Raw genomic sequence first — 14,866 nt, 5'->3', positions numbered from 1 at the left:
CGACAAACTAACGCTTTCCTGTTTTTAAGCGTTAAACAACTAAATTAATGTACTTAAAAAAGCAGAGCATCACCAATCTGAGCAATCCGCGAAGGAGGAGTCCCTCATGTCCACCGCTATTTCTATCTTTGACACAACGCTGCGAGACGGCACTCAAGGAGAAGGAATTAGCTTGTCTGCTGATGACAAATTGAAAATCGCCAAAAAACTCGATGATCTCGGTGTTCACTATATTGAAGGCGGGATTCCCGGGAGCAACAGCAAGGATATCGAATTTTTCAAACGGGTACAAGAGCTGGGGCTTCAGGCAAAAATTGTCGCCTTCGGCAGCACGCGCCGCAAAGATAGCATCGCAGCGCAAGATGTCAATCTGCAACGGATTCTGGAATCCGGCGCTCAGGCCGCTACTCTAGTCGGTAAATCATGGGATTTTCATGTACACACTGCTTTACAGACAACATTGGAGGAAAATCTGTCTATGATTTACGACTCCATCGCCTTTTTAAAGCAAGGGGGCATGGAGGTTATTTTTGATGCCGAGCATTTTTTTGACGGATATAAAAACAACCCCGAGTATGCACTCGCCGTTATGAAAAAAGCTGAGGAAGCAGGCGCGGATTGGCTCGTGATGTGTGATACCAACGGCGGTACCCTGCCACATGAAATACAGGAAATTGTTACTACACTGCAAAGCCAGGTAACGAAGTCACAGTTGGGCATTCATACACACAATGACTGCGAATTGGCAGTAGCCAACACACTAAGTGCAATTCAAGCAGGTGCAAGGCAGGTCCAAGGCACCATCAACGGCTACGGTGAACGATGTGGTAACGCCAACCTCTGCTCCGTCATTCCGAACTTGCAGCTCAAACTGGGCTACGACTGTCTAGATCCCGAGAAGCTAAAACAACTCCACAATACAGCTCGCTTTGTGAGCGAAGTCGCCAACGTTAATCTGCCTGTAAACCAGCCTTATGTTGGCAATGCTGCTTTTGCCCATAAGGGAGGCATTCACGTGTCAGCTATTCTGCGCGACTCACGAACCTATGAGCACATCGCTCCCGAACTGGTGGGGAACAAGCAGCGGGTCTTGGTCTCCGAATTGGCCGGACAAAGCAACGTTGTATCCAAGGCGCAGGAACTGGGCATCACCCTCGATCCGTCCAGTGATGAGGCACGTGGCGTCATTAGTCGCATCAAAGAACTTGAGCATCAGGGATATCAGTTTGAAGGCGCAGATGCTTCGCTGGAATTGCTTATTCGTGAAGCTGGCGGTGAAGTAAAGGAAATGTTCTCATTTGAATCCTTTAAAGTGCTAGTGGAAAAAACAGCGGGCCGATCGGTCGTCTCCGAGGCCTTCTTAAAGTTGAATGTTGCAGGGACAAGTGTCTATACCGCAGCTGAAGGGAATGGTCCTGTCAATGCACTTGATAACGCACTCCGCAAGGCTCTTTCTCAATATTTCCCAGCCTTGCGGGACATGCATTTGGCTGACTATAAGGTGCGTGTGCTTGACGAAAAAGACGCCACTGCCGCCAAGGTACGCGTGCTCATTGAGTCCAAAAATTACGAGGACGTCTGGAGTAACGTAGGTGTATCTGAAAATGTTATTGAAGCGAGCTGGGAAGCTCTCTTGGACAGCTTCCGTTACGCATTGCTGGAAGCACCAACTCCAAAAAATGAACAAACAGAGCTTACTCATCACGGTTTAGTTAACCACTAATCAAGTACAAGCATGAGCTAATAAAGTGACTTTGGCGGTCTAATCGGCCCCTAAAGTCACTTTATTTTTTGAAGAGCTTCTATTTTACCCTCCAATTCCCGTTCACTGAGCATGCCGATTATGATTTCTCGTACATGTCCATGATGGTCAATCGTAACATGAGTTGGGAAAGCCGCTCCTCCAAATTGTTCAAAAAATGCTCCTTGTTCATCCAGTAAAATGGGGAATCGGAGGGCCAAAGAACGGGAAAACTTCTGCACATCCTCTAATCGATCATAACGGGTTACATTGATGCCATACACATCTACAGCATGTTTGTATTTACTATACAATTCATTCAGCATAGGCGCTTCTAATCGGCACGGATCGCACCACGAAGCCCAAAAGCTAATGATCATCGCTTTATTTCGCGGAGCCCCTACATCGTAGGACTTGCCGTTTAATCCCTTTAAAATCATAGAAGGAAGCTGTTGTCCAAGTTTGATTCTTTTCATTACCTCTGCCGCATCTGATTCAGTCCCTACATTCTTCTCAATTTCAAGCTCTTTTTCACCCTTGTATTTTTCTTCCAACCGTGCATTTCTCACGGGAAGGCTTGCTGCATTGACTGTGTTTGCAATAATTCCCCATGAAGCCCCGACCATAACCAATACCATTATTGCTCTGATGAAAAGAAATCTTTTCAAAGTCTTATCACCTATCTTTCATCTAAATGACCTTTATCCTTCCCCATAGGATGCCCATACTGCTCCCACCTCTAACCTTCTAAAATCTGAACAGGACACAAAAAAACAGCAAACCCACGAAAATCGCGAACTTGCTGTTATTATGTGAGGTCAGATGTTATGCCTTGTACTGATCAGGCATGGCTTAAATGCGCGTAGATATCTGCCAAATTGGTCACATTACGCTTCAGCATTTCCTGAACATACGCCACCCATAGCTTAGCGGTCATCTTCGCATCCTCTAACGCATGATGCCGCCCTTCAATCGGAATGGATTGATAGGCCAACAATTCATCCAAACTATAGGTTTGGTGTTGCTGTGGCTCCAGCCATTTGGCGAGCATCATTGTGTCTAGTACACGGTGAGTTAACTGAACTTTAGATGTTTTCCATAGCGCAGCATTTAAAAAGGCCTTATCATGAGCGCTAGCATGCGCTACAAGCACCCGTCCACCTACAAAGGACATAAAGTCATGCAGTCCATTCATAAGCGGCGGAGCTTCATCCGTCATTTCCCGGGTAATCCCAGTTAGCTCAGTGATGTGTTTAGGAATCTCAGTCCGCGGATTAACAAGCGTATAAAACTGCTCTTTTTCCATAATCACATCCCCGACTACCCGAATCGCTCCGAACGATAAAATCTCATCTCCATGCTGTGCCGAAAATCCCGTTGTCTCCAGATCAAAAACTACCGTCTCCAAACGCTCCAGCGGGGTACGCAATACTTCAGAACGCCGTTGTTCCCGTGTTAAGGACCGAATAAACGCCATCTGCTGAGCCGTAGGAGCCCCCATTACAGATGCGATTGCCGACGGTACCCCTCCTCTGCGGAGAGCACTCCAGAAGCCACCTCCCTGCGCTGGTTCCTTCATGACCTTCTCCCTTCCATAAATCGCAGCTGCCTTTGCAACGCACGATGCAGCCGTCGTACTGTCGAAAGAGCCTCGCGCAGCTCATGCCAGCCTTTCCCTTGCTTCAGCGGCTTGACGGCCAAATAGCCATTACTGAGAAGCAATCCACCCTTCTCCTTTACCGGAGTAGCCATTCGAAGCTGAAGTGCGTTCCGAAAAGCTCGCTCGCAAGCATCAAGTAAAGGCAACGGTGCCGCTTCAAGTGATGCGAGACGCCTGAGCCTTTTCAAGGTAGAAGTTTCCTCTACACCATGTTGCAATGCCAAAAAACGGACGGCGTTCACCAACGGAATGTATAACCCATATTTCACATCAAAATCACCTGCATGCTCACCGAATCGCTCGGTAACGATCTGACCTAAAATATTAAGTGTCGCTTTATGCCTTACCGTGTTCCTAAGTACGGCTGAAGGTAAATCGGGATGTTTTCGGAACAACTTATAAAAACTTCGCTTCCATTCTGCAGACAATTGCTGATCGCCTGCGATATGTCTCATATCAGACGAGATAATAAGATAACGAATCGGCTCCCAAGCAAAATCTTCCGACCATTTGGATAGCTGTTCTTGCCATCCAGACAATGTATGGCGCCACAATGGCTCTGAACACATCACTTTCCCCTCGCATTTGGGATATCCCAAATACTCTAGCATCGCAGACACTCTGCGACCAAACTCGCTGAAATACAATTCTTTGTCAGCAGACACAAGGTCACTGATAATCATACCGTTATCCTGGTCACTCCACAGCGTCGATTCCGAGCGCCCCATGCTTCCGAAGGCTATAAATGCGTAAGGGACGGGAGGAGGCCCAAAGCCATCCTCAACCATCCCTTTTTCGCACATTTGTACAGCTCTGGCCGCGATGCGGTCATGCATTTCATTCGCCGTTCGTAACCAGTCTGATAACGGAGCGGAGGCTTGGGAAGCCAGCAGCCATTTCTGAGAATCGATCCTGGCCTGCCTTAAGGACTCAGGTGTGTCTGCATGATCAATCGCTTCGGCGGAACTCACCCAAGGGGCCATATTTTGCAGTTCCATACTTCCATCTCCTCCGCTCATCCATACTGGCTCTTTATATTTTACATATTAGCTGACAATTCCAGAACGCTTTTCAGCTTCGGTAACTAACTTCATTTGCTCTGGATAGCCGTACGTACCGTGTTCACTGATATCAAGTCCCATCGTTTCTTCCTCTTCCGTAACGCGAATCCCCATAATTGCTTTCATCGCACCCAGAATAATGAAGGAAATGACGAATACGAATGCCAAAGTGCCAATCAGTCCAAGCAACTGTACTCCTAATTGCGTAAAACCACCACCATAGAACAGGCCCGCTTGACCTACACCTGTTATTTTTACAAGCTCAGGAGTAGCGAACAACCCTGTGGATACCGCGCCCCACATCCCTGCAACACCGTGTACGGAGAAAGCATATACCGGGTCATCTACTCTCGCACGCTCAAACCATTGCGCTGTGAAGAATGTGACGATCCCTGCAACTGCGCCAATGACCAATGCCGCCCAAGGTGCCACAAAGGCACAAGAACCCGTAATGGCAACCAAGGCTGCCAGCACACCATTTAGCATAGCCGGAATATCTGCTTTTCCGTATACCATCCAAGATACGAGCAATGCGAAAACTCCGCCTGCCGCCGCAGCAATATTTGTAGTCAGGGCTACATATCCAAAGAATCCGTCATTCATCGCAGAAACAGCACTACCTGGGTTAAATCCAAACCAGCCAAACCAGAGAATAATAACACCCAGGATCGAGTACACCTGATTATGACCAGGGATAATGTTCGGCTTGCCATCTTTATTAAACTTGCCCAGACGCGGTTTGAGCAGCAGCGTAGCGACGAGTGCCGCCGTAGCACCTGTCAAATGGACTACTGTTGAACCAGCGTAATCCTGCATTCCCAACTTGCCAAGCCAGCCACCGCCCCATACCCAGTGAGCTACAACTGGATAGATCACGATGGAGAACAAAATACCGAAAATAATGTATACACTTAATTTTGCACGCTCTGCCATCCCCCCGCATGCGATCGAAAGAGATACCGCAGCAAAAGCAAAGTGAAACAAAAACATAATCGTAATTGGAACATCCAAACCTGAAAGAGTATCAAACGATGCAGCAGCATCTGTCCCGCTCATGAAGAAACCCGTCAGCCCCATAAATCCGTTACCACCATCATTGCCGAAGCCGAAGCCAAATCCGAGAGCCCAGAAGGACAAAGCCGCAACACCCGTCGTGAGAATCGTTTTACCAGCGACATGACCCGCGTTCTTCATTCGTGTCGAGCCTGCCTCCAGCAATGCAAATCCCGCTTGCATGAAAAACACAAGTATAAATGCCAAGAACGTAAAGGCCGTGTTTAGTCCAGCTTGAAGTTGGATATTTGTGGGCCCGTCAGCAGCGAACGCACCTACAGGAAAAGCCAGAACCGTCAGCATGGCCAATAATACAACTAACCACTTTTTTCTCATGAAGACCACTCCCTTGAATGTTAGGTTTCTTTACATTTCGTGAAATTCTTATTGTCATTATAAGCAGAATACATGAAAGTTGACAAGATTTTTTTTATTATGTTAAAAAAATAAGCCTTTAAATCTTTCATGTCATATTTTCTGACTATATAAATAGCTCGTTTGTGTTCATAAAAAGCATAACGTTTGACTGTATGGTTGAGAATCATGTAAAATATCCTTTATAAACTCTCGGTTTAAGATGTTATTATTGAAGATTGAACGAAGAGCGCGAGGTGAAGACAGATGGGGATATGAAGCTATATCGAATTGGTGAACTAGCCAAAGCGGCTGGTGTCAGCGAACGAACGATTGATTATTACACTAAACTCGGTTTGATCACGCCTGAAGAACGATCATTGAAAAATTATCGGCTTTATAATGATGAAACCTTAAACAGGCTTGAACGTATTAACCAAATGAAACAAGAGAAGTATAGCCTCGAGGAAATCAGACAGACACTGATTAAATGGAACTCCGTTGCAGGAGAAGAGCACGTTACTGACAAACTAACGAGTCTAGAAATGCACATGCAGCGTCTAGAGCGTGAAGTCAATGAACTACAACCTCTTCTCGGACAGCTCAAGCCCGTCCAAGCTCGCAAGCTGCTTACCGGTCTTTTGCCACAAAGCGCTGCTTGTATTGAGGCTTTGAAGTATCTGTTGGAGCATAGTTCTATGATGTAGATACCCGAGCTAGTAGTATGAATAATAATGGAGGGTTGCTTTATGATGGGTATGTATATATTGATTATTCTTGCGTTCGGATTATCCTTATGGGCGCAATTTCGTGTAAAAGGTACGTTTAACAAATGGTCTGATGTTCCAAACGAAAATGGACTGACTGGTTATGATGCAGCTCGGCACATGCTGGATCGTAATGGCTTGCACGATGTGCCTATTGAGCCAGTACCTGGCGCGCTATCTGACCATTATGATCCGATACAACGAGTGGTGCGCTTGTCTGAGCCCGTTTATTACGAAAAATCCATTTCTGCGGTTGCTGTGGCTTGCCATGAAGTTGGTCATGCCATCCAACATAAAGAGCATTATCCTATGCTGGCACTTCGCCACCGGATTTTTCCGATTGTAAACTTTGCTTCCGGGATTGCACCATTTCTGCTGATTGCCGGTTTCTTATTTAGCTTTACGAACCTGATCGGTCTGGGTATTATCTTCTTCTCGGCTACTGTTGCTTTTCAATTAATTACATTGCCAGTTGAGTTTAATGCTTCTAATCGCGCACGGGAAATCATGGTTTCTGAAGGATTTATCCGTAGTGATGAAGAACGTGGTATAGCTAAAGTTTTAAATGCTGCTGCATTGACCTATGTGGCTGCAGCTCTCGTTTCCTTGCTGGAACTGATCCGCCTAATCGGCATCTTTAATAGCCGGGATTAATCACTTGTATTGCAAAAAAGGTTGTTCCTCCACCAATGACGGTAGAGGAACAACCTTTTTTTCTTGATCTTAAGCCAATAAACTATACTTAGTAGCCTCAATCTGCTTTTGCCGTTTTGTTCGAAGTAGCAGCATTACCATGAAGGCCAAAATATTGCAATAGAAAAGTTCGGAACGATTTAGCAACTAACGGAAGCTTGTCATCTCTGCGATGAATCAAGCCAATCGTTCTTGTCACCTCTGGATCAACAATCGACACCCTTGCAGGTTGCAACGGGTTAGTCTGAAACAGCGCCATTTCAGGCAGAAGACTAACCCCCATACCTGCAGCTACTAATCCGCGAATCGTATCAGTCTCTTCGCCTTCAAAAGCAATATCCGGTGTAAATCCAGCCTCCAGACAGGCCTGCCAGACAATCGGGCGTAACGAATATCCATCTCTGAACAAGATGAATTTTTCTCCCTTAAGCTGGCTCAATGTGATGTGTTCGGCTGAAGCCAAAGGATGATTAGGCGGGAGAACTGCAAATAACTCCTCGGTTAACACCACATCCCCCTCGACATGGTCATGTCGATCTGGAAAAGGAGATACAAAAGCCAAATCCACCTCACCCGCTAACACATCACGAATTAAACTCGGGTACATTCCTTGTTTAAATCTGAATTTAACATTGGGATACCGCTTACGGAATTCAGCCACCACTGTAGGAATAAGATGAATCCCCAAACTGTGCGGAAAACCGATACGGATTTCGCCCCCCTCAGGGTCTAAAAACTCATGCACTTCCAAAACAGCCCGCTCCAGGTCTTTCATGATCGTTTCCACCCGTTTGCAAAATAGCTGTCCCACTGGCGTAAGCTGCAGATTGCGACCCTTTTGCATAAAAAGATTAACTCCCAGCTCTTCTTCAAGCTGATGAATTTGCCGACTTACCGCAGATTGCGCCACATGTAGCTCCTCGGCTGCCTGAGTGACATGTTCTTTTTGCGCTACTTTCATGAAGTATTGCAACTGTCGTAATTCCACTCCGATATTCGCTCCAATCTGTTTTTCAACATCCGAAAGAAGATGTCCATCGAACATCATACTCTTTCTTACCCTGATAACTTACGATAAAGCTGTCTTTAGTGACGTTTGCGCTGGCCAGTTAATCTAATCAATAATCCATAAAAGAAAAACCCACTGAGCAATCCCCCAAAGTGAGCGGTCCAGTTAATGTTCGCTACAGCAAAAGAAAACAGAATACCAAACCCAAGCAGCGTGTACAGCGTTTTGCGCGAAGCATCATCCATCAAGGAACGTTGGAATAAGGCAACGTACAGAAACGCCCCATAGATGCCATAAATCGCTCCTGAGGCTCCTACAGAGACTGTCGTTTCCGCCAGCATGTTGTAATGTGCAATGGACACTATATTCCCTACAATGCCCGTGACTAGATACAATAACACATATCGTAAGGACCCGAGCAAACGCTCCAGCGGAGGAGCGAATACAAGTATTGCAAAGGAATTAAACAGAAGATGATCAAAGCCTGCATGTAAAAACATAGCTGACACATACCGCCACAGCTGGTCAGTGAATGGCGCCTCATTAATCAAAGCCCCATACCGGATCAGCGTCAAACTATTTTCCGATCCACCTTGCACGGTCAGTACAATAAACATCACAATATTGATAAGCAAAATCAGACAGGTTACCGGGTAAAACCGCAAATAACTTTTCCAGTTCTCATAACGTAAAAAAATCAAGGCAATCCTTCCTTCATGGGGTGTCTCCACCTTATTCAAATTGGACAATGTCTTTTATAAAAGATTATAATAGATTTCGGCAACGATAACCAATGCCAAAAACCAAAGGAGGCTATTACATATGGCACAAGAACGTACAGGAGTTGCTACTTTTAAAGGCAATCCTTTGACTCTCATAGGTCCTGAACTGAAAATTGGAGATCAGGCGCCTGATTTCAAATTACAGAAAGACTTATTGGAAGCAGCTACGCTTCAAGACTTTGCAGGCAAAGTCAAACTGATTAGCGTTGTCCCTTCTCTAGATACAGGCGTGTGTGACGCACAGACGCGACGTTTCAACCAGGAAGCAGACTCCCTGGGGGACCAAGTTGTGGTACTGACGGTCAGCGTGGATTTGCCTTTCGCTCAAGCTCGTTGGTGCGGTGCGGCTGGTATTGATCGCGTATTGACACTGTCCGACTACAAAGATCATTCCTTTGGTGAAGCTTATGGTGTATTCATTAAGGAATTCCATTTGGACCATAGAGCTATTTTTGTCATTGACCAAAATGACAAAATCGCTTACGTAGAATACTTGAGCGAAATGGCCGAGCATCCTGACTATGATCAAGCGATTGCAGCCGTAAAAAAACTCGTCTAAATCAGGACCGAATATTAAAAAAGCGAGTGAAGGATTGCCTTCCTCGCTTTTTTTGATGTTTGTCTACCACATCACTGCTCCCACAACCTGCTACTACTGTACGACCTTATAAGCAGACAGCTTCTTGTCGATCATAGCGAACAGTTGCAAAATAATGCGGTAATTCGCACCCAAGTCCCCTAACGATCCACGTGAAGCAGAATAAATATCCACCGCACTTCGAACTGGCGAGACAGATAAAATAGAAACGGTAATGTCGACGGTTCTGCCGAACGCCGTTCGCTTCTCCAACGTAATCTCACCTACGGATGCAACCTCATGGAGTACCTTGTAGCCAGGAATCTTTTTCAAGATAGATGATACTTCTTCCCAAGCCTTGTCTCTAGATAAGTTATAATAGCGTGTCTTCATTTGGGGGTCCTTGACCCGGTCGCTTGTACCTTCTTGGCTGCGCACAATCCCTACCAGAGTCCTCTTCAACGACAAGACATTTCCTCCTTCACGATAATCGCTACCTATCATACGACACATCGGCTTCCTCTGCTGCAAGCGCTTTATAAAACACGATAAACAACCGAAATTGAGTCCGATCATGCCTGTGGTATGCGACCTTAGTACCTCATGTCTTAGTTTAACATTGTTGCATACAAAAAACACCCTGTTTCTGCATAAGCAGTACCAGAGTGTGTTCATTACATTATGGAGTACCCGCCGATGCCGTCCGACCATAGCGTCTTCTGAACCTGCTTTAGCAGGTGGGTGACCGCAGAATAAACTTTTGAAGTCCCCTTGTCAGCAATTGACAGGGCTTTTCAGCTATTCATTCGTATAGATCTCCCTAGACATTGTCATTGGTTCAAAACAACAAATGACCGTAACGTGCATCGCAGGATGTGACCTTATTATAGCGCTTCTCACTCAGAAAGTAAATGCTAGGAGAAATATGTTTTATTTTTAGAGGTTATCACTTTTCTTGTCTTCAATGGTTGCCTTTTCTTCGTCTTTCTGTTTCATTTTCTCCATTTGATCCTGCATTTTGAGGAAGGTTCCGTAAAAATTAAAAAAAGCGAACCAGGCAACTACACTGCCGATGAAGAATAAGAAAAGCACGGGATATTTAACTCCAATGTATATAACAACGGCGCTGCCGAGCATGGTGGAAAATACACGGAATGGTCGAATCAGCGTCAATAAAACCGCATTTTTAATAATTTGTCCGGTAGACATATGATAATGAGCTACCATCGAAAAGAAGTTAAACATAGACACAAGCAAAATAATGATGAGGATCAGCATGATAACGCCCACGATTTGCAAGTTGCTGAGCTGTGTCATATATACAGTGTAATCCACATACATGACGACAAACAGTAACGTGTAAAAGATACCCCCAATCAGACTCTGCTTATAGTTCTCTTTATATCCTTTAAAGAAGGTACGAAACACGCCTGTATCGGTATCGCCCATCACCCATTTGCGAACCACTGAGAACAAAGCCGATGTTGCTGGAAATAAAGTAAGCGGTGCCAAAATAGCCATCGCCCAGTTCATTTGTAACGATTCATTCGCCAAATTCTGATTCATAACCAGTAATTTCAGTATGAGGCAGAATACAAATGGCGATGAACATAACACCCACAACAAATTGCTAGCCGCCAGCCGGGTAATCCACTCGGTTAGGCGGTAAATCCCCCCCATAGCTCCTTTAAATTCCAATGTTAGTCTCTCCCTCCGCAAGCCTTGGCAGTTCCAAGACTTATGTTGCTATGCCTGTTAATTCCGGCTCTTGACTATATCATACCGTATTTCATCCCTAAAGCGCTAGTGAAATCCATACGTGGTCCATTAAAGCAAATCCCATAAAATTCATACTTACCGATCAAAAAAAGCCGAAGCTAGCATTAGCTTCGACTTTTTAATCATTTATTTCTTATTATTCAGAAGAGGAATCTTCACGTCTTGCAGGACGGCGAGTTTCGCCATTGCTGCTTGGGCGTGGTTTGCGATCTCCACTATAGCGGCTTCCGGAATCACGGTTGTAGCCACCGCCTTCTTTGCCACGGTTGTAACCGCCGTATCCACCTTTACTGCCGCTACCGCCACGGTTGGAATTGTAGCCACCGTTGCTGCGTCCACTATAGTTGGAAGGCTTGCGTCCGCCAGAACGCACGTCTGGTTTACGACGTTTTGCACGGATCGGATCTTCCGGAGTCAGTTCAATAGATGCCTCTCTCTTCTCACCAGTCATCAGCTTCAGAGCTGCGGAGAGAAGTTGTACAGAATCATATTGCTCCAGCATTTGAATAGCCAAACCTTTGTACTCGTTCAGCTCGCCTTTTTCTACAACCTCTAGAAGGCGTTCTGCGATGATACGTTGTTTGCCTTCCAGAGCTTCTGCCAACGTTGGAAGAGGCTTACGTGGAATGCGGTGACGGGTTACACGCTCAATGAAATGCAAATGGTCAATTTCACGAGGCGTTACGAATGACCAAGCTTCCCCTTCTTTACCTGCACGTCCAGTACGTCCGATACGGTGAACATAGCTCTCTGGATCTTGCGGAAGGTCAAAGTTCACAACGTGAGTTACGCCAGAAACGTCCAAACCACGGGCAGCAACGTCAGTCGCTACGAGTACGTCAATACTCCCGTCACGGAATTTACGCATAACAGCATCACGCTGGTTTTGAGACAAGTCACCATGCAAACCGTCTGCGGAATAACCACGTTTTTGCAGAGCTTCAGCCAGCTCGTCTACCCGGCGCTTAGTGCGACCGAATACGATAGCAAGTTCTGGGGATTCCATGTCGATCAAACGGCTTAATGCTTCGAATTTTTGACGCTCAGGAACTTCAATATAGGCCTGATCAATCAGCGGAGCACTAACTTGTTTAGGAATAACGGATACATGCTCAGGATCTTTAAGGAATTGCTCAGCCAATCTTTTAATGTTAGGAGGCATTGTAGCCGAGAACAGCATCGTTTGACGCTCGTCTGGAACCTGCTTCAGAATGGACTGAATATCTTCCATAAAGCCCATGTCCAGCATTTCATCTGCTTCATCCAAAACAACGGTGTTTACGTCTTCTAGCTTAATGGTTTTACGATTAATATGATCAAGCAAACGTCCTGGTGTACCGATAATAATTTGAGGTTTCTTTTTCAAAGCGCGAATCTGGCGTACGATATCTTGTCCACCATAGATCGGCAAAGTGCGAAGACCTTTGAAGCGGGAGAGTTTTTCGATTTCTTCAGCCACTTGAATAGCAAGCTCACGTGTTGGAGCCATAATCAGGGCTCTGATTTTTTCATCGTTCTTAGAAATTTTATTGATCATCGGAATACCAAACGCAGCAGTTTTACCAGTACCTGTTTGGGCTTGACCAATCATGTCTTTCCCTTGCAATGCAATCGGGATGGATTTGGATTGAATAGGTGTTGCTTCTTCAAACCCCAGCTCCGTAATCGCCTGAATTACCTTCGGTTCAAGATCAAATTCTGCAAATGTCGTCAAATTTATTCAAACTCCTTCATAATGGTGGATGTGGTGGACAATCCACAATGTTGTCTGTATTCTTAAGTAGCGATATTATTGTATAAGTTTTCCCCAATACAGTGACAGTTTATTTAACTCTATAACTGCATCTTTCTGTAATGAATTCGGGGAACCCTATCCGATACATCTTAAACGAATTTATCCTTTTTAAAACAGTTTAAATTTTAAGTGTTTCTCTGGACATAGGTCCCTACTCAAGAATATCCACATCGCATTATAGCACAGAACAATTCATGAATACCAGTAAGTTGCTTTCTGTATAATTAAAATGAGGTGAAAAAAAGTTGTTAAAAATAGTGTTAAACTGCTTAACTGTTATTCTTGGAGCCGCTGCCATAGCATGCGGTTTTAATCTGTTTCTCGTCCCACATCACTTACTGAGCGGGGGAGTAGCCGGACTTTCCATGCTAATTGGCTATTTCACAAAATTCGATATCAGCACCATGTATTTTATCATCAATATCCCGATGCTTATTGCAGGCTGGTTTATTTTAGGCAAGCGTTTTATTAGTCTGAGCATTCTATCGGTTATCGTTACCACGTGGATTTTGGCCTGGGTACCCGTACAATCTGTTGTGTCTGATCCCCTGCTGGCCTCTGTCTTTGGTGGGGTAATGGTCGGCGTTGGGGCGGGTATTTCCTTTCGGGTAGGAGGGTCTACGGGCGGTTTTGACATTATCGGCTCCATCGTTACCACATATCGTGACTTCCCCGTCGGAACTGTACTTGTGGGCATGAATGGACTGGTCATTCTCGCAGCAGGATATTTGAACGATGATTGGAATATTGCACTGGCTTCTATGTTATCCATTTTTGTGACTGGTAAAGTGTTGGATCAAATCTATGTAAGTCATACGAAGATCACCGTCTACATCATTACAGAGCATACTGACCAGTTACTCAGCCGAATGTTGACCACGCCACGAGGTGTCAGCAAAATAAAAATTGAAGGTGCATTTTCACATACCGAAAAGGACATGCTGATGACTGTTACGACACGCTACGAGCTTGTTGAATTAAAACGCATCATTAAGGAAGTAGACCCTTCTGCTTTTGTCAATATTGTGGAAACGGTTGGAGTAATGGGTTCATTCCGCCGAAGATAAGCACAAACCCAAGTGTCAAAATACTGTTTTTGTGGTACACTATATGTGCGCTGTTCCCATAGTATATAAAGACCAGCTTTACCTGCTATTTCACAGGCACTTTGCTTTTCCGAATCGTATTGAATGATTCTTTTGGAATGATTCCGAGCAGGAAAGGGTGATTTTTGTGGAAATGGAAACGGTAAAACTGTCCGACATTGTCTTAAGATGGTACCCGGAAATGCTCCCTTCTCTCAAAAAGAATGAGCTAAACTCGATGATTGTGCTTCGAGACGGGTTGTCCATACTCAAGCCAACGGATGCGCTTGAAATTATTCAGTACAGTATTTGTGAGCACCAAGACAATAACTATCTTCAATAAATTTTTTTGCCAAGTGCCGCTTCTTCCGGTTGCATCCACAACCGTGAAGAGAGCGGCATTATTTATGCCTATTTACGGATTCATCGAACGATAGTTAGGTTAATCATGTAAGACTATGCCTGATGATACCAGTATTGGTTACAAGCGTGTTGTTTTTTGATCCATAA

At 45.0% G+C, this 14,866-nt stretch carries 15 protein-coding genes and 1 other RNA gene; 6 read left to right on the top strand and 10 right to left on the bottom strand.

Features of this window, described 5'->3' with window-relative positions:
* Nucleotides 1–106: 106 nt before the first annotated feature.
* Complete coding sequence (cimA, locus tag MMB75_RS09840) at nt 107–1,723, top strand: citramalate synthase (RefSeq protein ID WP_031463247.1); 1,617 nt, start codon at nt 107–109, stop codon at nt 1,721–1,723.
* Nucleotides 1,724–1,779: 56 nt separating this feature from the next.
* Here the strand turns inward: cimA and MMB75_RS09835 are convergent, their stop codons facing one another.
* The 4 genes from MMB75_RS09835 to MMB75_RS09820 form a co-directional block, all read right to left on the bottom strand.
* The gene (locus MMB75_RS09835; RefSeq protein ID WP_031463246.1) at nt 1,780–2,409 is read right to left on the bottom strand and encodes a TlpA family protein disulfide reductase; all 630 of its coding nucleotides are present in this window, start codon (nt 2,407–2,409) and stop codon (nt 1,780–1,782) included.
* 173 nt (nt 2,410–2,582) lie between these two features.
* On the bottom strand, nt 2,583–3,320 hold the full coding sequence (locus MMB75_RS09830; protein WP_031463245.1) for an exonuclease domain-containing protein: 738 nt from the start codon (nt 3,318–3,320) through the stop codon (nt 2,583–2,585).
* On the bottom strand, nt 3,317–4,399 hold the full coding sequence (locus MMB75_RS09825; protein WP_017425836.1) for a DUF294 nucleotidyltransferase-like domain-containing protein: 1,083 nt from the start codon (nt 4,397–4,399) through the stop codon (nt 3,317–3,319). Before MMB75_RS09825 ends, MMB75_RS09830 begins: the two co-directional genes overlap by 4 nt.
* 48 nt (nt 4,400–4,447) lie before the next feature.
* Nucleotides 4,448–5,851 carry an ammonium transporter gene (locus MMB75_RS09820; RefSeq protein WP_016819736.1) on the bottom strand — a complete coding sequence of 468 codons (1,404 nt, stop codon included), beginning with the start codon at nt 5,849–5,851 and terminating at the stop codon, nt 4,448–4,450.
* A gap of 293 nt (nt 5,852–6,144) precedes the next feature.
* Here MMB75_RS09820 and MMB75_RS09815 point away from each other — a divergent pair, with 293 nt between their 5' ends.
* Nucleotides 6,145–6,576: a MerR family transcriptional regulator gene (locus tag MMB75_RS09815; RefSeq protein WP_023988024.1), complete on the top strand. Its 432-nt coding sequence runs from the start codon at nt 6,145–6,147 to the stop codon at nt 6,574–6,576.
* A 42-nt stretch (nt 6,577–6,618) separates the two neighbouring features.
* Nucleotides 6,619–7,290 (top strand): zinc metallopeptidase, encoded by a 672-nt coding sequence (locus MMB75_RS09810; protein WP_016819733.1) that lies wholly within the window; start codon nt 6,619–6,621, stop codon nt 7,288–7,290.
* A gap of 97 nt (nt 7,291–7,387) precedes the next feature.
* On the opposite strand, the gene gltC is transcribed toward MMB75_RS09810, so the two are convergent.
* Nucleotides 7,388–8,317 carry a glutamate biosynthesis transcriptional regulator GltC gene (gene gltC / locus MMB75_RS09805; RefSeq protein WP_025364562.1) on the bottom strand — a complete coding sequence of 310 codons (930 nt, stop codon included), beginning with the start codon at nt 8,315–8,317 and terminating at the stop codon, nt 7,388–7,390.
* A 98-nt stretch (nt 8,318–8,415) separates the two neighbouring features.
* Nucleotides 8,416–9,039 carry a rhomboid family intramembrane serine protease gene (locus MMB75_RS09800; protein ID WP_031463243.1) on the bottom strand — a complete coding sequence of 208 codons (624 nt, stop codon included), beginning with the start codon at nt 9,037–9,039 and terminating at the stop codon, nt 8,416–8,418.
* Between the two features lie 121 nt (nt 9,040–9,160).
* Here MMB75_RS09800 and tpx point away from each other — a divergent pair, with 121 nt between their 5' ends.
* Nucleotides 9,161–9,679, top strand: coding sequence for a thiol peroxidase (gene tpx / locus MMB75_RS09795; protein WP_013370495.1), 519 nt, complete (start codon nt 9,161–9,163; stop codon nt 9,677–9,679).
* Nucleotides 9,680–9,772: 93 nt separating this feature from the next.
* Here the strand turns inward: tpx and MMB75_RS09790 are convergent, their stop codons facing one another.
* The 4 genes from MMB75_RS09790 to cshA form a co-directional block, all read right to left on the bottom strand.
* Entirely contained in the window at nt 9,773–10,165 is a 393-nt protein-coding gene (locus MMB75_RS09790; RefSeq protein ID WP_016819730.1) for a DUF1499 domain-containing protein, read from the bottom strand.
* Nucleotides 10,166–10,380: 215 nt separating this feature from the next.
* Nucleotides 10,381–10,575: non-coding RNA, 6S RNA (gene ssrS, locus MMB75_RS09785), on the bottom strand.
* Between the two features lie 58 nt (nt 10,576–10,633).
* Nucleotides 10,634–11,395, bottom strand: coding sequence for a YesL family protein (locus MMB75_RS09780; protein ID WP_016819729.1), 762 nt, complete (start codon nt 11,393–11,395; stop codon nt 10,634–10,636).
* A gap of 217 nt (nt 11,396–11,612) precedes the next feature.
* The gene (cshA, locus tag MMB75_RS09775) at nt 11,613–13,190 is read right to left on the bottom strand and encodes a degradosome RNA helicase CshA (RefSeq protein ID WP_013370492.1); all 1,578 of its coding nucleotides are present in this window, start codon (nt 13,188–13,190) and stop codon (nt 11,613–11,615) included.
* Between the two features lie 326 nt (nt 13,191–13,516).
* Here cshA and MMB75_RS09770 point away from each other — a divergent pair, with 326 nt between their 5' ends.
* Both MMB75_RS09770 and MMB75_RS09765 read left to right on the top strand, forming a co-directional pair.
* Nucleotides 13,517–14,338, top strand: a complete 822-nt coding sequence (locus MMB75_RS09770) for a YitT family protein (protein WP_016819728.1) — start codon at nt 13,517–13,519, stop codon at nt 14,336–14,338.
* Nucleotides 14,339–14,510: 172 nt separating this feature from the next.
* Entirely contained in the window at nt 14,511–14,699 is a 189-nt protein-coding gene (locus tag MMB75_RS09765; RefSeq protein WP_014599634.1) for a hypothetical protein, read from the top strand.
* Nucleotides 14,700–14,866 lie beyond the last annotated feature (167 nt).

The sequence above is a fragment of the Paenibacillus sp. P2(2022) genome (assembly GCF_029522175.1).
Lineage (GTDB): Bacteria > Bacillota > Bacilli > Paenibacillales > Paenibacillaceae > Paenibacillus > Paenibacillus polymyxa.
Note: the sequence above shows the minus strand (reverse complement) of the source record. Positions and strands in the feature narration are given on the sequence as shown.